Origin of the sequence: Microbispora triticiradicis (assembly GCF_005864065.1) — a bacterium.
Lineage (GTDB): Bacteria > Actinomycetota > Actinomycetes > Streptosporangiales > Streptosporangiaceae > Microbispora > Microbispora triticiradicis.
Window position 1 is genome coordinate 260,786 of sequence record NZ_VANP01000009.1, and the last position, 19,149, is coordinate 279,934.

At 71.7% G+C, this 19,149-nt stretch carries 17 protein-coding genes and 1 pseudogene; 8 read left to right on the forward strand and 10 right to left on the reverse strand.

Annotated elements, in window-relative coordinates:
* Position 1: 1 nt before the first annotated feature.
* The 3 genes from egtB to FED44_RS23820 form a co-directional block, all read right to left on the reverse strand.
* Positions 2–1,297 (reverse strand): ergothioneine biosynthesis protein EgtB, encoded by a 1,296-nt coding sequence (gene egtB, locus FED44_RS23810; RefSeq protein WP_244302184.1) that lies wholly within the window; start codon positions 1,295–1,297, stop codon positions 2–4.
* Entirely contained in the window at positions 1,294–2,430 is a 1,137-nt protein-coding gene (gene egtA / locus FED44_RS23815) for an ergothioneine biosynthesis glutamate--cysteine ligase EgtA (RefSeq protein WP_138462103.1), read from the reverse strand. The genes egtB and egtA overlap by 4 nt, the downstream gene beginning before the upstream one ends.
* A 114-nt stretch (positions 2,431–2,544) precedes the next feature.
* Positions 2,545–3,201 (reverse strand): hypothetical protein, encoded by a 657-nt coding sequence (locus tag FED44_RS23820; protein ID WP_138462104.1) that lies wholly within the window; start codon positions 3,199–3,201, stop codon positions 2,545–2,547.
* Positions 3,202–3,404: 203 nt separating this feature from the next.
* Here FED44_RS23820 and FED44_RS23825 point away from each other — a divergent pair, with 203 nt between their 5' ends.
* From FED44_RS23825 to FED44_RS35985, 4 genes are all read left to right on the forward strand, one after another.
* Positions 3,405–4,538, forward strand: coding sequence for a sensor histidine kinase (locus FED44_RS23825; RefSeq protein WP_138462105.1), 1,134 nt, complete (start codon positions 3,405–3,407; stop codon positions 4,536–4,538).
* On the forward strand, positions 4,535–5,233 hold the full coding sequence (locus FED44_RS23830; RefSeq protein ID WP_262367267.1) for a response regulator: 699 nt from the start codon (positions 4,535–4,537) through the stop codon (positions 5,231–5,233). The genes FED44_RS23825 and FED44_RS23830 overlap by 4 nt, the downstream gene beginning before the upstream one ends.
* A gap of 19 nt (positions 5,234–5,252) precedes the next feature.
* Entirely contained in the window at positions 5,253–6,218 is a 966-nt protein-coding gene (gene dapD, locus FED44_RS23835; RefSeq protein WP_138462106.1) for a 2,3,4,5-tetrahydropyridine-2,6-dicarboxylate N-succinyltransferase, read from the forward strand.
* Positions 6,219–6,317: 99 nt separating this feature from the next.
* Positions 6,318–6,494 carry a hypothetical protein gene (locus tag FED44_RS35985; protein WP_167521562.1) on the forward strand — a complete coding sequence of 59 codons (177 nt, stop codon included), beginning with the start codon at positions 6,318–6,320 and terminating at the stop codon, positions 6,492–6,494.
* An 83-nt stretch (positions 6,495–6,577) separates the two neighbouring features.
* Here FED44_RS35985 and FED44_RS23840 read toward each other — a convergent pair whose 3' ends face one another.
* The gene (locus FED44_RS23840; protein ID WP_316246866.1) at positions 6,578–8,422 is read right to left on the reverse strand and encodes a glycoside hydrolase family 6 protein; all 1,845 of its coding nucleotides are present in this window, start codon (positions 8,420–8,422) and stop codon (positions 6,578–6,580) included.
* Between the two features lie 416 nt (positions 8,423–8,838).
* Between FED44_RS23840 and FED44_RS23845 the strand changes: the two genes are divergently transcribed.
* From FED44_RS23845 to FED44_RS37600, 3 genes are all read left to right on the forward strand, one after another.
* Complete coding sequence (locus FED44_RS23845) at positions 8,839–9,816, forward strand: malate dehydrogenase (RefSeq protein WP_117408628.1); 978 nt, start codon at positions 8,839–8,841, stop codon at positions 9,814–9,816.
* A 117-nt stretch (positions 9,817–9,933) separates the two neighbouring features.
* A complete protein-coding gene (locus FED44_RS23850) occupies positions 9,934–11,322 on the forward strand; it encodes a dihydrolipoyl dehydrogenase family protein (RefSeq protein ID WP_138462107.1) in 1,389 nt (462 codons plus the stop codon).
* 58 nt (positions 11,323–11,380) lie between these two features.
* Positions 11,381–12,385 (forward strand): hypothetical protein, encoded by a 1,005-nt coding sequence (locus tag FED44_RS37600; protein ID WP_138462108.1) that lies wholly within the window; start codon positions 11,381–11,383, stop codon positions 12,383–12,385.
* A gap of 60 nt (positions 12,386–12,445) precedes the next feature.
* On the opposite strand, the pseudogene FED44_RS38525 reads toward FED44_RS37600, so the two are convergent.
* From FED44_RS38525 to FED44_RS23880, 5 genes and pseudogenes are all read right to left on the reverse strand, one after another.
* A pseudogene (locus FED44_RS38525) lies at positions 12,446–12,931 on the reverse strand (DUF998 domain-containing protein); the annotation flags it as partial.
* Positions 12,932–13,003: 72 nt separating this feature from the next.
* The gene (locus FED44_RS23865) at positions 13,004–14,689 is read right to left on the reverse strand and encodes an alpha-amylase family protein (protein WP_138462109.1); all 1,686 of its coding nucleotides are present in this window, start codon (positions 14,687–14,689) and stop codon (positions 13,004–13,006) included.
* A gap of 124 nt (positions 14,690–14,813) precedes the next feature.
* On the reverse strand, positions 14,814–15,017 hold the full coding sequence (locus tag FED44_RS23870; protein ID WP_117408627.1) for a cold-shock protein: 204 nt from the start codon (positions 15,015–15,017) through the stop codon (positions 14,814–14,816).
* Positions 15,018–15,230: 213 nt separating this feature from the next.
* On the reverse strand, positions 15,231–16,169 hold the full coding sequence (locus FED44_RS23875; RefSeq protein WP_244302188.1) for a phosphotransferase enzyme family protein: 939 nt from the start codon (positions 16,167–16,169) through the stop codon (positions 15,231–15,233).
* Positions 16,170–16,191: 22 nt separating this feature from the next.
* Positions 16,192–17,544 (reverse strand): XRE family transcriptional regulator, encoded by a 1,353-nt coding sequence (locus tag FED44_RS23880; protein ID WP_244302190.1) that lies wholly within the window; start codon positions 17,542–17,544, stop codon positions 16,192–16,194.
* A gap of 350 nt (positions 17,545–17,894) precedes the next feature.
* Between FED44_RS23880 and FED44_RS23885 the strand changes: the two genes are divergently transcribed.
* A complete protein-coding gene (locus FED44_RS23885; RefSeq protein ID WP_117408619.1) occupies positions 17,895–18,182 on the forward strand; it encodes a hypothetical protein in 288 nt (95 codons plus the stop codon).
* 138 nt (positions 18,183–18,320) lie between these two features.
* Here the strand turns inward: FED44_RS23885 and FED44_RS23890 are convergent, their stop codons facing one another.
* On the reverse strand, positions 18,321–19,064 hold the full coding sequence (locus FED44_RS23890; protein WP_138462110.1) for a DUF427 domain-containing protein: 744 nt from the start codon (positions 19,062–19,064) through the stop codon (positions 18,321–18,323).
* Between the last annotated feature and the right edge of the window lie 85 nt (positions 19,065–19,149).

The following is a 19,149-nucleotide window of genomic DNA, read 5'->3' on the forward strand; positions in this document are numbered from 1 at the left end:
CCTAGTCCTCCGAGCGGGCGCAGCGGAACCCGGCGAAGATCTGCCTGCGGATCGGGAGGTCCCAGTTGCGGAAGGTCGTCCGCACCGCGGAGGGATGGGTGGCCCACGACCCGCCGCGCAGCACCCGGTAGGTCTCCCCGAAGAAGACCTCGCTGTACTCCTTGTAGGGGAAGCTCCGGAAGCCCGGATAGGGCTGGAACCACGAGTCCGTCCACTCCCAGACGTCGCCGACCAGTTGCTCGACGCCGTACGGGCTCGCTCCCGCCGGGTACGCCCCGACCGGCGCGGGCCGGGCTGCCCGGTGTCCCAGGTTCGCCCGGTCACCGAGGTCTCCCGGCCCGGCGTCGCCCCAGGGATACTCGCGGCCCCCGCACGCCTTCTCCCACTCGGCCTCGGTCGGCAGCCGCTTGCCCGCCCACCGGGCGTACGCGTCGGCCTCGTACCACGAGACGTGCTGGACCGGCTCGTCCGGCGGCACCGGCTCCTCCCGGCCGAAGCGGAGCCGCCACCAGGTGTCGCCGTCCCTCGTCCAGAACAGCGGGGCGTCCACACCGCTCCGCTCGACCCACTCCCAGCCCTGCGGCAGCCACCAGCGCGGGTCGCGGTAGCCGCCGTCCTCGACGAACCGCAGGTACGCCCCGCAGGTGACGGGGTGACGGTCGATCCAGTAACCCGGCAGGTGCCGCCGGTGCGCCGGGCGTTCGTTGTCGTACGCCCAGGCCACCGTGTCCGTGCCCATGCTGAAGATCCCGGCGGGGATGTGGACCTCGGGATCGGCGGCCGGAGCGCCGGGCGGCAGCTCGCCGTCCCGCACCAGTCCCGGCCGCCGGGACAGCTGCAGCGTGGCCAGCATGGTCTCGTCGTGCTGGTGCTCGTGCTGGAGGACCAGCCCGAAGACGAAACCACCGGCCCGCAGCGGGTCGGGGTCGGCCGGGTCCAGCCGGTCGAGGACGTCGAGCACCCGGCCGCGCACGCCCGAGATGTACCTCCTGGCCTCGGCCGGGGCGAGCAGCGGCAGCGTGGGCCGGTCCGCGCGCGGATACCTGAACGCGTCGTAGAGGTGGTCGATCTCCGGGCGCAGCGGCTCGATGCCGCCCGCCTCCCGCAGCACCCACAACTCCTCGTAGTTGCCGACGTGGGCGAGGTCCCAGACCAGCGGCGACATGAGAGGCGAGTGCTGGCGCGTCAGCACCTCGTCGTCGGCGTCGGTGTAGACGAGGGACCGCTCCCGTACGGCGGCGAGTTCGGCCGCGATCCTGTCCTTCAGTCCGGGCATGCCGATGTCGAGTTCGGTCATGCGAACATCTCCTCCATCCGGTCGGCGGCCGGTGGGCGGCCGGATTCGATGTGCCGGGAGGCGAAGGCGCGGACCCGGCCGACCAGCCGGGGCCCGGCTCCGAGCCGGGGCAGGGCCTCGGCGGCGGCGCGGAAGCAGACGGAGGCGCAACGGCGCAGGGCGGAGTCCGTGAGCCCGAGGCGGGCGGCGTCCGTCCACCTGCCGGCGAGCGGCCGGGCGGCCTCCATGGCGGTCGCCGCCGCCTGGTCGTCGGTGACGAGCGCGTGGACGACGGCCGCGCACACGGGCCAGCCGGCGGGACCCTGCGCGTCGAGGTAGCGCACCTCCAGCCAGCCCCGGGGCCGCACCGGCGGGAAGAGCGTGGTCGCGTGGTAGGCGAGGTCGGCCTCGCCGGCGGGCCGCCCGGCCACCCGGGCGAAGTCGCGGAACGCCGAGCCGTCGAGGACGGGCCGGCAGTCGTCGCCCTCCCGGACCATCATCAGACGCGCGTCGAGGAGGTAGCGCGCCCAGTCGTCCGCCGGGTCGCCTCCCCCGCCCAGGCGTTGTGCGACGGGAGCGGTCCTGGTCGGATCGAGACGGCTCCACACGGCCTGACGCCCGGAGACCCACCCGCCGGCGGGTGAGTTGGCGAAAGCGGCCACGAGCACGGGGCCGAGCGCGTGGGCTCGTTCCCAGCGGCTCCGCGGATCGTCGCCGAAGTCCAGGTTGACCTGGATCGAGGCCGTCGAGCACATCATCGTCCGGCCGTACGGACGGCCCAGGAAGGCGTCCATCGCCTCGTACCTCGGCTCGGTCAACTGCCTGGCCGGCGGGCGGAGCACGTCGAGGCCGCGGTTGCCCAGCCGCAGCCCGGCCCGGGTGAGCGCGAGCCGTACGGCCTCGACGTCGGCGGTGAGCTTGGCGATCGCGGCGGGCAGGGCGTCCGGCGGGGCCGACAGTTCGAGCTGACCGCCGGGCTCGAAGGTCACCTTGCTGCCGCCCGGGAGCGGCGGGAGCGCGTCCGCGATCCTGGCGACGGGGACCGGCCTCGCCGGGTCCACCGCGTCGAACACCAGGAACTCCAGCTCGACGCCCAAACGGTTCGACGCGGCTCCGCGGAAGCAGCTCCGAGCGTACTCCTGCACGTCGGCCATCCGCCCCCCTCGCCTCACGCGACCCGTCTCACACGACCCGGTGGTGCCGAGTCAACTTTCCCCGCAAACGCCTCTTTCAACCTGAGACCCGGCGAAACAGGGTGACAACAGGGGTCACGCGGAGGTCGCGGCCCACTCCTCGTCCCGCATCCGGATCATCGAGACGCCCACGACACCGAAGACCACGAGCAGGATGACCGGGCCGCCGAGCCCCAGGACGAGGTTCCAGGCGCTCGCGCCGAACAGCCAGACGATGATCCCGGCCAGCACACCGGCCGGGAACCACCATCCCGCCCGGCCCGCCCGGGCGTACGCGACGGCCACGAGGACGAGCCCGAGGAAGCTTCCGATCATGCCGGGCATCTGCCAGGCGGCGATCATCGCGGGCTGCGCCGCGTCCTGCATGAGCTTCTCCGCCTGGTCCGCCGGGAGCATCTGGTAGGCCACGATGTCGAAGAAGTCGGAGATCATGAGCGCCGAGAAGTTGATCAGGCCGAGGACCGCGATCACCCCAGCGATGTGGGCGAGCACCACGCCCTTCCTGCGTACGAGGTGGACGAGGCCGATCACGCCGGGGACCCACAGGATCCACGCGTAGTGGAGGAGGGTCGCGCTGACGCCCACGGCGCCCGGGTTGTGCGCGTACACCAGGGGGTCCTCGACCCCCGGCTCCGACGGGTCGGCGGCCATGCCGAGGAGCAGGCAGAGCGGAGCGAGGACGAGGCTGGCGCCCGCCGCGACGCGGCGGAAGGAGTTCGCGTTGGTAAGCATGCGGAGGACCGTACGGAGCGGTCCCGGGACCCGTCGTCAAAGCGTTCTTTGACCCCTGGTCCCCCTCCAGGCGGATTTCCGCGCCCCCCGCGTCCCCCCGGTCGCAAAGGACGCCAGGCAGCGGGCATGGCCTGGGGCGGCGTGCCCCTTTTGTCATGCAATGGGCGTGAATATCTGACCGAGTGACCACTACTGTCTGCGTCATGCTCCACCGCCGTCTCCCCGCCCCCGTCGACTGGCTCGTCGCGGTGGCCGTGGGCCTGTTCGCGGTCGCCGAGGAGGTCAGCGGGCGCACGGCAGCCCCCTCACGCGGCCATCTGTTCCTCTGGACAGCCGCCGGGCTCGTCGCCGCCGCCGGCGTGCTGTTCCGGCGTCGCGCCCCCTTCGCGATCCTCGCCGTCTACTCCGCCGCCAACGTCGCGTTGCTCGTCCTGACGCCCCAGATGGCGGCGGCCTGGCAGTTCTACACCCAGCTCGTGCTGTTGTTCACGCTCCTGTCGGAGGTCCGGCCGCGCGGCGTCAAGGCCGTGTGCGGCCTCGGCGCGACCGGTGCGTTCGTGGCCGCCATGCTGGCCGCCTCGTCCCCGCCGTCCGGCCCGGGGGACGTCGCCGTCGCGCTGGTCATGTGCGCCATCGCGGCGGGCGCGGGCCTCGCCGTACGCCGGCACCGCGCGCTCGCCGAGCAGGCCGCCGAGCGCGGCGAACTGCTGGCCCGCGAGGCGGTGGCGGAGGAGCGCGCCCGGATAGCGCGCGAGCTGCACGACATCGTCGCCCACAGCGTCAGCGTGATGACCATGCAGACCGGCGGCGTACGGCTCATGCTGCGCGAGGACCAGGAACGCGAGCGGCAGGTGCTCACCGCCGTCGAGGAGACTGGCCGGGGCGCCGTGGACGAGCTGCGCCGGATGCTCGGCCTGCTGCGCGGATCGCCGGCCGAGGTCCCGGGGCCGCGGGCCGGCCTCGACGGGCTGCGGGACCTGCTGGACCAGGTCCGGGCCGCCGGGCTCGACGTGACCCTGGAGGTGCGGGGCGATCCGGTGCCGCTGTCCGCCGGGCTCGACCTGTCGGCCTACCGCATCGTGCAGGAGGCGCTGACCAACACGCTCAAGCACGCCGGCGCCACCCGGGCGGAGGTGACCGTCGCCTACACCCCTCGGGAGCTGCGCCTCGACGTCGTGGACCACGGCCCCCGCGAGGGGCGCCCCCGGCCGGGCACGCGAGGGAGCGGGCACGGGCTCATCGGCATGCGGGAGCGGGCCGCGCTGTTCCGCGGCACGCTCACCGCGGCGCCGCTCCCCTCGGGCGGCTTCGGCGTCCGGGCGGTGCTGCCGCTGTGAGCGACGCCGTGAACGACGCTCCGGACGGCACGGGTGCGATCGGGATCCTGATCGCCGACGACCAGGCGATGGTCCGGACCGGGCTGCGACTGGTCATCGGGACGCAGCCGGACCTCACCGTGCTGGGCGAGGCGTCCGACGGCGAGCACGCCGTCGAGCTGGCCCGGAGCCTGCGGCCCGACGTCGTGCTGCTCGACATCGCGATGCCGCGCCTCGACGGCCTGGAGGCGGCCCGGCGGATCCTCGCCTCCCCGCGGCCGCCACGGGTGATCCTGCTGACGACGTACGACACCGACGAGAACCTCGACCACGCCCTGCGCTCGGGGGTCAGCGGCTTCCTGCTCAAGGTCTCGCCGCCCGAACACCTGTTCGCGGCGATCCGCAGCGCGGCGCGCGGAGAGGTCCTGCTCGACCCGGCCGTGACGGAGCGGGTCGTCGACGCCTACCGGCGCGCGCGGCCCGCCGCGGCGCCGCCCGGCGACTCGGGGCTGACGGCCCGCGAGGAGCAGGTGCTCCGCCTGGTCGCGCGGGGACTGTCGAACGGCGAGATCGCGGCCGCGCTGTCGATCGCCGAGGCGACGGTGAGCACGCACATCAACCGGCTGCTCGCCAAGCTCGGCCTGCGCGACCGCGCCCAGGCCGTACGGCACGCCTACGAGTCGGGTCTGGTCCGCCCCGGAGATCCCGGATCCTGAGCCGGTAGCGTAGGTGCCCATGACAGCTATCGACTCCACCTCTGGTGCGTACGGCATCGGCCTGGCCACGATCGCCGCGGACGGCACCGTGCTGGACACCTGGTTCCCCTTCCCGGCGCTGGGCGAGCCCCCGGCCGTGGGCACCGAGCCGATCTCCCACGAGGACCTGGGCGAGGGCATGGCGGAGCTCGTCGGCCCCGACCCCGCCCGCGGCGTCGAGGTCGTGGCCGTGCGCACCGGCGTCGCCGACCTGGCGGCTCCGCCGGCCGACGCGCACGATGTGTACCTGCGCCTGCACCTGCTGTCCCACCGTCTGGTCCGGCCGCGCGGGCTCAACCTCGACGGGATCTTCGGGCTGCTGGCCAACGTCGTGTGGACCAACCACGGCCCGTGCCGCGCGGAGGGCTTCGAGGAGGTGCGGCTGCGCCTCCGGGCCCGCGGCCCGGTGACCGTGTACGGCGTGGACAAGTTCCCCCGGATGGTCGACTACGTGCTGCCCGCGGGAGTGCGCGTCGCCGACGCCGACCGCGTACGGCTCGGCGCGCACCTGGCGAGCGGCACCACCGTCATGCACGAGGGTTTCGTCAACTACAACGCCGGCACGCTCGGCGCCTCGATGGTGGAGGGCCGGATCTCCGCCGGGGTCGTCGTGGGCGACGGCTCCGACGTGGGCGGCGGCGCCTCGATCATGGGGACGCTGTCCGGCGGCGGCAAGGAGGTCATCTCGATCGGCGAGCGGTGCCTGCTCGGGGCCAACTCGGGCATCGGCATCTCGCTGGGCGACGACTGCGTGGTGGAGGCCGGGCTGTACGTCACGGCGGGCACCAAGGTCGCCCTCCCGGACGGGCAGGTCGTGAAGGCCAGGGAGCTGTCGGGCAAGTCGGGCCTGCTGCTGCGCCGCAACTCGACGACCGGGGCCGTCGAGGCGGTGTCCAGGGAGAGCAGGGGCATCGAGCTCAACGCCGCGCTGCACGCCAACGACTGATCTCCCCTGCCGAGGCGCACCCTGAGATGACCCTGAGTCTGCCCTGAACTTGGCCTTCGGCCCTGTGAGCGGGGGGAGTGCGGCCCGTACCGTGAAGGCATGGGACGCATTCTCCTCATCGCAGCAGCCGTCATCGTCGGGTTCTTCCTTCTCGGCTCCGTGATCGGGCTCATCTTCGGCGCACTGAAGTGGGTCCTGATCATCGGCGCGATCGCCCTGATCGTGTCGGTCGTGTTCAAGCTCACCCGGAGCAGCCGGTCGAGCCACTACACCTGACCGGCGCGGTACACGCAAAGGGGCGGGCCCCGTCGCGATAGCGACGGGGCCCGCCTTCTTGTGCGCCTACGCGGTTCCTCGGGTTACGAGATGGGCGGGTAGGCGTTCGCCAGGAGCTGCTGGAACTGGGCGGAGAACCAGTGGCCCGACAGCGGGGCGCCGGCCAGCGCGCCCGAGAGGTTGTTGCCGTTCAGGCTGTTGCCGTGGTAGGTCGGGTCGCACATCGGGTCCGCGCCCTTGCCCTCGTCGTTCGGGATCTGCGCGCTGGCGCCGTCGGACTCACCCGGAGGCTTGATCCAGACGTAGGCGTCGAGACCGGCGGCGGGGTTCGCCCTCGGCCGCTCGCCCATGCCGGCACCGGACTGGTTGCACCAGTTGCCGGCGTGGATCCGGCGGTCGACGCGGGACTCGTTGACGAAGGTGTCCACGTTGGTGGACGTGCTCGCCTTGGTCGGACGGGCCGAGCCGCCCCAGCCGTTGCGGGAGGTGTCGATCAGCATGCCCAGCGTGTTCGGGAAGCCCTTCGCCACCAGGGCGTTGCGCAGCCCGACCGCGAAGGTCTGCTCGTCCACGTAGTAGTTCCAGTCGACCCACTTGGACTGACGCACCGACTGGCCGTTCACCGAGGTGTTGATGGTGAAGTACGGCTCGGACAGCGCGGCGAAGTTGGCGGTGTTCGTGATGAAGCCGTCGACGCTGTTCACGCCCGCGGTGGTCCCGGACGCGACCTGGTGGAAGAGGTTCACCACCGGGCCGAAGTTGGTGTCCCAGCCGAGCCAGGCGTGGTGCGCCGCGTCGATGTAGGTGTAGACGTTCCGGATCGCGTGCAGCTTGTTCAGCGCGTACTGGACGCCCTGGACGTAGGCGCCCGAGGACTGGGCCTCCTGGCACGCCTGGAAGTTGCTGACGTTGGTGATCAGGTTCGGCAGCGAGTCGGGCTCGATGACCGTCACGATGCGGAGGTTGGAGTACTTCGAGTCCGCCATGATGCCGGCGATCACGTCGATGTACTCGGACTTGTACCGCGCGAGGCCGTTGTTCGCGATCTTCAGCTCACCGTTGGAGGCGAGCGCCGAGCAGTCACGGTTCGGCAGGTCGTAGATGACGACCTGGATCGTGAGAGGCGCGCTGCCGTTGGCCGCGTCCTGCCTGACCGCCTCGTCCAGGTGGTCACGCAGACCCATGCTGTTCTGGCCCGCGGAGCCGGAGCTGATCGCGGCGATGCGGTCCAGCCAGACCGCCGTGGAGGTGTTGGCGATCTTCGAGCCGCCCGGCTCGTTCGACGCGCTCCTCGACCAGTCCGGGTTCACGTAGCCCGTGGCGCCGGAGTACGGGTTGTCCACGTGGGTCCCGGGCGGCGGCGGCGAGTACGACGGCGACTGGGACGGGGACTGCGAGGGAGACTGGGACGGCGACTGCGAGGGGGACTGCGAAGGAGACTGGGACGGCGACTGCGACGGCGACTGCGAAGGAGACCGCGACGGCGACTGGGACGGCGACTGCGACGGCGACTGCGGGGTCCCGTTGCAGGACACGCCGTTGATCTTGAAGTCGGTCGGCGACGGGTTGCTGCTGGTCCAGGTGCCGTTGAAGCCGAGGCTCGTGGACGCGCCGGTCGCCAGCGACTTGTTCCAGTCGAGCGCGGTCGCGCTCACGTTGCTGCCCGACTGGCTCCAGTTGGCCGACCAGCCCTGGGCGACCTTCTGGCCGCTGTTCGGGAAGGTGAACGTGAGCGTCCAGTTGCTGAGCGCGTCGCCCAGGTTCTGGATGGTCAGGTTGGCGGACATGCCGCCCTGCCACTGACTGGCGGAGTAGGTGACTTTGCAGGAGACCGCGGCACTCGCCGAAGTGGCGGTGGCCACGGCCGCCGTGGAGCCGATCGCGAGCACGGCCGCCGCGACCAGGCCGCGGCGCACCGTAGAGCTCACGGCTCCCGGTCGGGGGGTGGATCTCATTGGGAAGGTCCTCCTGGCGGTGGTTTCTGCGCTTGGGAGCGCTCCCACGAACCATAGGCACCGCCCCCGGCGGCGTACAGAGACCCGTCAAGACCCACATCGCCACAGAAAGCCCACCCGGCGTGTACCCGCCGCCCGAACAGGGCATCCATGGTGACGTTACGCCCGAAGACGCCTGCGTGTTACGTGAAAGTTTCACCCATTCATCCGTGAAACGCGTGGCCAGGGGCCTACTGCGCGTCAACCCGCCTCCTCCGGGCGTTCCGCCGGGCGGCCCCGGCGGAACGCCCGGGACGGACGGCGCCGGACACGAACCTGACCTGGTCACGAGGGGATGGGGTCCGGCGGGTAGCATCCGTGAGTCACACATATCGCGAATGGGGATCGTCATGACCGTCAAAGTGACCGTCACCGGCGCGGCCGGCCAGATCGGTTACGCGCTGCTGTTCCGCGTCGCCTCGGGCCAGCTTCTCGGGGCAGACACCCCGGTGAAGCTCAGCCTCCTGGAGATCCCGCAGGCCGTGAAGGCGGCCGAGGGCACGGCGATGGAGCTCGACGACTGCGCGTTCCCGCTGCTGCGCGGCATCGAGATCTCCGACGACCCGGCCCGGGCCTTCGACGGCGCCAACGTCGCGCTGCTCGTCGGCGCCCGCCCCCGTACGAAGGGCATGGAGCGCGGCGACCTGCTCGAGGCCAACGGCGGGATCTTCGGCCCGCAGGGCAGGGCCATCAACGACAACGCCGCCGACGACATCCGCGTGCTCGTCGTGGGCAACCCGGCCAACACCAACGCGCTCATCGCGCGGTCCGCCGCTCCCGACGTGCCGGCCGAGCGGTTCACCGCGATGACCCGCCTCGACCACAACCGCGCGCTGTCGCAGCTCGCCGGCAAGCTGAGCGTCCCGGTGACCGAGATCAGCAAGATGACGATCTGGGGCAACCACTCCGCGACGCAGTACCCGGACCTCTTCCACACCGAGGTCGGCGGCAAGGTCGCGGCCGAGCTCGTCGAGGAGGAGTGGCTGCGCGACACCTTCATCCCGACCGTCGCCAAGCGCGGCGCGGCGATCATCGAGGCGCGCGGCGCGTCCTCGGCCGCGTCGGCGGCCAACGCGGCGATCGACCACGTGCACGACTGGGTGAACGGCACGCCCGAGGGCGACTGGACCTCCGCCGCGGTGCCGTCCGACGGCTCGTACGGCGTGCCGGAGGGCCTCATCTCGTCCTTCCCCGTCGTGTCCAGGAACGGCCGCTGGGAGATCGTCCAGGGTCTGGAGATCGACGCGTTCTCCCGCGAGCGGATCGACGCCTCGGTCGGCGAGCTGGTGGAGGAGCGCGACGCCGTCAAGGCGCTGGGCCTCATCTGACGAACGATCTGACGACCGCGTGAGGAGGGGGCGGGCCGGTCACGGCCCGCCCCCTCCTCACGTTTTTCCCGGTGTTCCCGTACGTGCACAGAGGCTGTCTGCGGGCAGTGGACGGGCATGACTGGAGACGGGGCCTACGACGTTGTGGTGCTCGGCATGGGACCCGGCGGCGAGGGCGTCGCGGGACGGCTGGCGGAGGCGGGGCTCGGCGTGGCCGCCGTGGAGGCCGGCCTGATCGGGGGCGAGTGCGCCTACTGGGGCTGCGTCCCCTCGAAGATGATGGTGCGCGCGGCCGACCTGCTGGCCGAGGCCCGCCGCGTGCCCGGTGTGGCCGGGTCGGTCCGGGTGACCCCGGCGTGGACCCCGGTGATCGACCGGATCACCGGGGAGGGCACCGACGACTGGAGCGACGCCGACAGGGCCGAGCACTTCGAGAGCGCCGGAGTCGACGTCGTCCGCGGCCGCGGCCGGATCACCGGCCCGCGCGAGGTGACCGTGGACGGCCGCAGGCTGCGTGCCCGGCGGGGGATCGTCGTCGCCACCGGCACCACTCCCGCCGTTCCCCCGATCGACGGCCTGGTGGGCACGCCCTACTGGACCAACCGGGACGCCGTCGTGGCGCGGCGGGTGCCCGAGTCGCTGATCGTGCTCGGCGGCGGAGCGATCGGCTGCGAGCTCGCCCAGGTCTTCGCCCGGTTCGGCGCCCGGGTCACGATCGTGGAGGGCGCCGGCCGCCTGCTGCCCCGCGAGGAGCCGGAGGCGGGCGCGCTGCTGGCCCGCGTTTTCGCCGGGGAACGCGTCGAGACGCACACCGGCGTCGCCGTCGAACGGGTGCGGCACGACGGCGACGGCTTCGCGCTGACGCTCGGCGACGGCCGGATCCTGCGCGCCGCACACCTGCTGGTGGCGACCGGGCGCAGCGTCGACCTGGCGGCGATAGGCGCCGGGAACGCCGGCCTGGACGAGAAGGCCCGGTTCGTCGAGGTGGACGACCGGATGCGGGCCGGCGACGGCGTCTGGGCGGTGGGCGACGTGACCGGCCGCGGCGCCTACACACACGTCGCCGTCTACCAGGGCAGGATCGCCGCCCGCGACATCCTCGGCGAGGGCGGGCCCGCCGCCGACTACCGCGCGGTGCCGCGCGTCACGTTCACCGACCCGGAGGTCGGCGCGGTCGGCATGACCGAGCGGGAGGCCAGGGAGGCCGGCGTCGAGGTGCGGGTGGGGTTCGCCGCCCTCGGCGACTCGGCCCGGGGCTGGATCCACGGGCCGGGGCACGAGGGCCTGGTCAAGCTGGTCGAGGACGCGCGGCGCGGGGTGCTCGTCGGCGCCACCAGCAGCGGCCCGGCGGGCGGCGAGGTCCTCGGCGCGCTCGTGGTGGCGGTGCAGAACGAGATCCCCACCGCACGGCTGCGGCACATGATGTACGCCTATCCGACCTTCCACCGCGCCGTCGAGGACGCGCTGGAGACCCTCGACCACCGGCAGGCCGATATCAACACGTGACAGAACCGGCCGGGTCCCGGACGGGTCCAATGCATGACATCCCGGAAAGGAGATGATCATGCAGCACCCCACCCGGCCGATCACACGGGGACTGACCGGCCTCGCCCTGACCATGCTGACCGTCCCGGCGCTGGCCCTCCCGGCGGCCGCCCAGACACAGACCTCCCACCACACGATCCGCTACGCGTCGGTGGACTCCTGCCCGCGCAAGGACGGCACCGCGACGCCCTGCCACACCTGGCGGCTGGACCTGCTCGACGGCAGGCGGGTCGCGCTCAAGGACGCCATGCTGTGGCCGCTGACCGCCAAGGGCAGGCCCGACAGGACCAACAGCGCCCCGCTCACCGTCAGCGGCGACGGCGAGTCGGTGGCCTACTTCCGCAAGTCCGACCACCGGCTCGTGGTACGCGAGTTCCACGGCGGCGTCCGCGTGATGCCGAGGAGTCCGCTGCCGCGCGGCCTCGGCATGAACGCGGCCTGGCTGAAGCTCTCCCAGGACGGCGACCGCCTCGCCCTCGGCTACATCGCGGGGGACGGCCGCACCCGGGTCCGCCTGTTCGACGTGGCGCGGGCGAGCGCGACCGGCACCACCCCGGAGACGGACGGGTTCGCCGGCTTCAGCGGGGACGGCTCGTCCGTCCTCCTGCAGCGCGCCGGCGACGAGAACACCATCGGGCTGGCCGTCCACGACGACACGGGCGCCGAACTGGCCGCCGCTGTCCCGCCCCAGATCGTGGCCAACAACGGCCCATGGGGACTGTCCGCCGACGACCGCACGGTCGCCTACGTCACCGGCCTCGGCGAGAAGGCGAGGCTGCGTTTCTACGACGTCGCGACCGACCAGGCGACGGGCTCGGTCCGCTTCTCCCTGCCGAAGGACGCCGCGCTCGACATGATCGACTGGACCGGCGGGCACGAGGTGACCCTGCACCTGGTGCGGTCGCAGGGATCCCGCGACGTGGTGACCGTCCTGAAGGTCGACACCGAGACGGGCCGGACCCGGGTGCGGGACTCCTACAAGGTCCGCTCCGGCGCCTTCGCGTACCTGAGCTGCGGCGGCTGAGGCCGCCATCACCAGCAGCGCCGCCACCTCCGAGACGACGGTCAGGCGCTGCGTGAGACCGGCGGGCACCATGCCGGGGTCGAGGCCCAGCGCGCGGAGGGCGTACGGCACGACCACCAGGACGAGCGACCCGAGCGCGACCGCGCACAGCAGCCGGACCGGCCGCGACCGGGTGGCCCTGGCGACGAGCAGCCCGGCCAGCGGAAGACTGACGAACGCGGCGAACGCCGCGTAGCGGTGGATGCCCCCGGACACCGACAGCGACAGCCCCGGCCGGTCGGTCGGGAACCCGGCGACCAGCAGCAGGCAGCCGCTCCACACGCCGACCAGCAGGGCCGGGCGCCGGTCCAGCCGCGCCAGCCGTACGGCGAGCACGGCGGAGCCGGCCGCGAGCAGCGTCAGCGAGACGGGCAGCAGCAGGCCGTGCGGCGCGAAGGCGTACTCACTGATCATGTCCGTCAGCGGGTCGAGCCCCGCCGTCAGATGAAGCACGAACATCACGGCGGCGCCGGCGGCGACCAGCGTGTATCCCAAGACCATCCCCATGGCTCCTCACTGTGGCCATGGGGATGGCGGCGGCCCATCGGAGATCCACCGGAGCCGCCCCTGAGGCGTCCCCTAGGAAGGGTCTGCGGAGTCGGCGGGGGCGGTCTCGGGGGCGGAGGCCCGGAACCAGCGGCAGCCGTACCGGCCCATGGGGAAACCGACCCTGCCCGAGTCGTCGATCTCGATCCGGCCGTCCACGAGCAGGTCGGTCAGCACCTTCGACGAGTCGAACCCCTCCAGCGTGAGCTCCACCTCGGTCTCGGCGTCGCCGAGGTTGTGCACGGCGACGACCGTCTCGCCGTCGCAGTCCGCGCGGTGCGCGAACACCGCGTCCACGCCCGTGTCGAGCACGGTGTACTTCCCCCAGGCGAACTCGGGGCAGTCGCGGTAGTGCCGGATCAGGCGGGTGATCCACGCCAGGAGCGAGTCGGGGTCGCGTTCCTGGGCGCTGACGTTCACCTTCTCCGGGCCGAAGTCGCCCTTCGGCATGGGGATGCTCACCTTGGCGGGATCGGCGTCGCTGAAGCCGCCGTTGCGGTGCGGAGTCCACTGCATGGGCGTCCGTACGGCGAGACGGCCCTCGATCTCCAGGTTCTCGCCCATGCCGATCTCCTCGCCGTAGAAGAGCACGGGTGTGCCCGGCAGGGAGAACAGCAGGCTGTAGACCATCTTGATCCGCTCCAGGTCGCCGCCGAGCATCGTCGGCAGGCGGCGCCGCAGGCCACGCCCGAACACCTGCATGTCCTTGTCCGGGCCGAACGCCGCGAAGATCTCCTCGCGCTCGGAGTCGCTGAGCTTGTCGAGCGTGAGCTCGTCGTGGTTGCGCATGAACGTCGCCCACTGGCTGTCCCTGGGCGGGCTGGGCCGCTCCCGCAGCGCGGCGGCGAGCGGCCGGGCGTCCTCGCGCGCGAGCGAGAGGTACGTCCGCTGCATGCTGATGAAGTCGAAGCACATGGTGAGCTCGTCACCGAGGTCGTTGCCGAAGTACTTCACGAGGTCCGGGTACGGCAGGTTGACCTCGCCGAGCAGGATCGCGCTGCCGTCGCGTCGGCTGAGGAACGCCCGCAGGCAGGCGAAGAACTCGTGCGGGTCGGGCAGGTCGTCACCGCTGTCGGTGACCTGCTCGATGAGGAACGGCACGGCGTCCACCCGGAACCCCGACAGGCCGAGCTCCATCCAGAAGCCGAGGATGCGGGAGATCTCGTCCTGCACCTCGGGGTTGGCGGTGTTGAGGTCGGGCTGGAACCGGTAGAACCGGTGGTAGTAGTACTGCTCGGTCTTCTCGTCGTACTCCCAGAGGCTGTCCTCCTTGTCGGGGAACACGACGCCCTTGGGGTCGTCCGGCTCCGGCTTGTCCGACCAGATGTACCAGTCGCGGTAGCGGGAGTCCCGGCTGGAACGCGCCTCCTTGAACCAGGGATGCTGGTCGGAGGTGTGGTTGACCACGAGGTCGGCGATGACCCTGATGCCGCGGTCCCTGGCCACCCGCATGAACTCGACGAAGTCGCCGAGCGTCCCCAGGCGCGGGTCGACGTTGTAGAAGTCGGTGATGTCGTACCCGTCGTCCTTGTCAGGGGTCGGGAAGAACGGCATCAGCCAGATGCACGTGACACCCATCCTGTCCAGGTGGTCGATGCGCTGGATCGCGCCCCGGAAGTCGCCGATCCCGTCGCCGTTGCCGTCGGCGAAGGTCTCGATGTCGAGGCAGTACACGACCGCGTTCTTCCACCAGAGGTCGGAGGTCATGCTGAGTCTCATGACCGTTCCCGCTTCCCGGCAAAGGAACGGCAAAACATCGGGCCCGCGCCGCCGGAACGGCGCGGGCCGACGCGGTACCGCTCGTGCGGCCGCTCACGGCCGCACCGTCACCGAGAGTCACGATCTACAGCGGCGTGACCTGTTCGGCCTGCGGTCCCTTGGTGCCCTGAACGGTCACGTAACTGACCCGCTGGTTCTGGTCCAGCGTACGATAACCGTTAGACGTTATCGCCGAATAATGAACGAACACGTCAGCGGTGCCGTCGTCCGGAGCGATGAAACCGAAGCCCTTTTCCGAGTTGAACCACTTGACAGTGCCTTCAGACAACTGCTTCTCCTTCTTGGAAGCCGCACCATGTTCCCAGGTCGGGAGCATGAGGCTGCGTAGCGGAATCGTCGCCCATCCGCGTGGGACGCTGGAATGGCACGCACGCCCGCCGCCGGGAACAACCCGGGTGCGCTTTTTCACAGACCACGTTTTTGGAAATCGTCCACTGCGACACTCACAGCCTGTACGGACAGTACCCGCGATTACCTGAGGCTATGCCGGTGCCGCCATGTACCAGCGGGCGTGGCCGTCACCGCGCGTGAGCGAGTCGAGCCGGCGGGGCAGCTCCTGGCGGGAGAACGGGTCTCCGGCGGCGTTGCGGATGTGGATGCCCACGGCGTACATGTCCCGCACCTCCATGAGCGTGCCGTAGCCCGGCCACTGCCGAAGGTCGGAGCCGTAGGCGTGGGCGAAGCCGTCCACGTCGTCCGTCGACAGCCCGAAGCGGCGCTGCCCGTGATAGGTGTGCACCAGGTCCCACTCGCGCGGCCCGACGGCCACGCCGTCCCAGTCGCACAGCACGACGTGCCCGTCCTGGCGGCGCAGCAGGTTGTCGATCCACGCGTCGCCGTGCAGCAGCACCGGCGCGCCGGTGTCCAGGTCGCGCCAGCGCCCGGTGAGCTCCTCGATGCGGTCTCTCAGCCAGGAGCGCTGCCCGGGAGTCAGCACCTCGGCCCGCTGCTCCACCGCGTGCCGCACCTCGGCGAGCGGGTCGGTGAGCGCCCGCAGCCCCATCGGCGGCACCGGCTCCCGGTGGAGGCTGCGCAGCACCCGGCCGAGTTGCCGGGTGGTCGGACGGCCCCAGGAGGGGACATACCGCCAGAAGGTCACCGCGCGGCCCTCGTGGACGATGGGCTGGCCGGGAATCTCGTCGACCGGCCGCACGGTCGGGAAGCCCCGGTCGGCGAGCCAGCGGGCGACCGCCAGGACCACCGGCAGGCGGGTCAGCGCGTCCGGCGCCGTCGCGATCCGCACCACCATCTCCCCGGCCGCCGCGCCGCCGCCGGCGGCGTTCGCGCGCAGCTTGAAGACGGCGTTGCTGCGCAGCCGCATGAGTTGCGCGCCGCGCGCGTCCACGCCGATCCGCGCGCAGACCTCGCGCAGGACCTCGAACGCCTCCTCGGCCAGCGACGGGCGTTCCATGATCCTCATGCCGGAGGTCCTCACGACGGCGTCAGGCGTTCTCTGCGGACGGGAACAGCCCGCTCAGCACGAGCGCGGGCGACGACTCGGCCAGCACCTGCCGCAGGCGCCGTACGGCGGGCAGAGCGGGATCGGCGTCCGCGAGCAGAGCCCTGGCCCGGGTCACCACGATCGAGGTGCGGTGCTCGGCCGGCACCTGCCGCAGCGCCTCGGCCGCGATCCGGCAGGCCTCCTCGTGGTCGCCGGTCCTCGCGAGGTGACTCGCCTGGTCGAGCAGGATCAGCGCCGGGTCGATCGTCTGGAAGCCCGGCGGGAACGTGTCCATCCCCTGGATCTTCTGGGCGTCCCCCAGCTCGATCAGGGTCCCGGTGCGGTAGAACGTCATCCGCTTCTCGGTGAAGACGAAGGCCAGGTCGTCCTGGCTCATGCCGCGCATCCGGGCGAAGATCTGCTCGGCCTCGGCGAGCGCGATCCTGGCCGCCTTGCCGTCTCCCATCCTGGCCAGCGCTCGGGCCTCGGCCGCCGCCGCCAGCGCCGCCGGGGAGCTGGGCGCCGAGCCGGCCAGCATCCGCGCCTCGCGGGCCAGCCGGACGGTCTCGTTCAGGTCGCCGTAGTAGTAGAGGAGCATCGTCTGCTGGGCGCGGACCAGCGCGCGCAGCCGCAGGTCGCCCACGTCGTCGGAGGCGGCGCGGGCGGTGCCGTACCACGCGTGGGCCTGGCGCGTGTCGCCCAGCTTCATCAGCGCGTCGGCGGCGAGCAGGGTGAGCATCGTGGTCGCGGTGAGCAGGCGGCGCTGCACCGAGGACGGCTGGCGGGCGGCGCTCAGCCGGCGCACGTCGGAGATCTCCAGCATGACGCGGCAGAGCATGGGCATCGGCGGGGTCGTCATGTACTCACGGCGGTAACGCAGGACCTGCTCGTCCAGCCGGTCGAGCTGGTCCTCGTTCACCGTGCCCAGGGCGAGGGTGCGGTCGAGCTCGTGACGGATGCCCTCGACCTCGGCGAAGAACCGGCCGTTCGGCGTGCCCAGCAGCATCGCCTGGTGGAACAGCGCCCGGCGCTCGGCGTCGTCGGCGGTCAGGTCCTCGGTGCGGGCCTGCTCGCCGGTCTGGCCCGGGCCCACGACGACGATCCGCTGCCCGCCCGTGTCCTCGCAGTAGTCGGCGGCGAGGCCGAGCCGCACGGCGTTGGCACGATACAAACGGGCCAGCAGGTCGATCGTCTGCGGGCGGGGGCGGGCCCGGTTGTTCTCCCAGGCGTTCAGCAGGTCGATGCTCGCGTGCGGGTGCCCGAGGTCCTGCTGGTCACACAGGTGCTCCAGCTCCTCGATGGCCTGCCGGGCCGACCAGCCGCGCCCGAGCCGGTGGGCCTTCAACAGGCTCACGCCGCAACACCCGTGGATCGCCTGGACGGTCTGCCACAGCGTCCACTGCCGAATCTGCGCCTGTTCGCGCCAGCGTCGCGCGCAAGCGGGTGAGTGCTCTCCGCGGGCCATGGACACGCCCTCCGTTTGTGCAGAGTCCCCGTTTACGGTTGTTTCCCCAACGTAAAGGAGCAGGCACCCAACCCCCTGCGACTGTTATGCGTTCGTGGCCGGGAACCCGTGTGCGTTCCACGGAATCGGGGTGAGTTCCCTGGTTATTGCACGGTTTCGCGGGATCCGGACGATTGCCGGTGTGTCGTAGCGGGTTCACCCTTTCCGGTGATAGGTCCTGACGTTCCCCGGAGGCGACGATGACGACGGTAGACCGAAGTGCGGCGATGGACCATCTGGAGCGGCTCGCGGCCCAGCTCGAGGCTCACTCGTTCCAGGTACGCCTGACTGCGCCGGCAGGCCTCTACCCGCGTCTGCGTGTCATCAACCCCATGGAGCCCACGATGGCCGAGGACGTGCTGGCGTCCAACGCCAGCGACGGCGAGTGGTGGTACTGGCTGTCCTGGGCGGGCCGCATCGGCCACGCCTCGGACGTCGTCACCGCCGCCGAGCGCATCGCCAGCGTCCTGCACGTCATCCGCCGCTGACCCGACGCCGGCCGGACGGCACCGCGGGGACGAACCAGTGGGACGGCGCGTCGGCCGGGCCGGCCCCCGGCGCAGCGGTCCCCCGCCCGCGCGACGGTCCCGTCCGGCCGGACCAGCACCCCCGCCCGCCGTGCCGGATCAGGCGAACTTGGTCTTCGGGCGGGGCTGGAGAACGCCGTCGATGTAGACGTCCACCTTCTCGTCATAGAAGGCGACCAGTCCGGCGATCTTCTGGGACTCCGGGAGCGGGGTGGGATAGGACCAGACGAGGTCCTTGCCCTGCTCGTCCTCGCCGACCGACCAGTACTCCGCCCGCCCCTTGTACGGGCAGCGCGTCACGGTCTCCGACGGCCGCAGCAGGTCCAGCCGCACGTCGGTCTTGGGCAGGTAGTACCGCGGGGGCAGGCCGGTCTCGAACAGGATGCGGGGACTGCGCGAGTCGGCGACGGTGACGCCTCCCACCTCCACCCGGACGTGGCGCGAAGCGGCCAGGACGTCCACCCGTGTGTAGGGGTCGCGGGCGTGGACGAAGACCTCCTCGTCCTCCTCGAACCAGTTGTCCATGGCGTCCCAGTCGAAGCGGACGTGCCCGCGGATCTCCGGCAGCGGCGCGTCGTCGCCGTGGACCACGGCGACGCCCGGCCTGCCGGCCACGTCGTGGACCGGCGCGTCGCCCCTGCTCGGCGAGTGCCGCGTCTCGCCGGTGGCCTTGAGCGCGTCCATGCGGACGTCCTCCACCGGGAAGTAGTACGTCGGGTAGTAGGGAACCTCCCAGACCAGCAGGGCGCGGGTGGTGTCGGCCACCGGCAGCCCCTCGACATAGACGCGCACGCGCTTGGCCGTCGGCTCCACCCGGACACGGCCCCGTTTCGTCGGCTCCATGGCAGCGGCAACGAGCGGGCGAGACGTCCTTATTCCCCCGCCCTCACCCGCCCTCACAATCGACATTTCCCGGTGTGCGAACCCG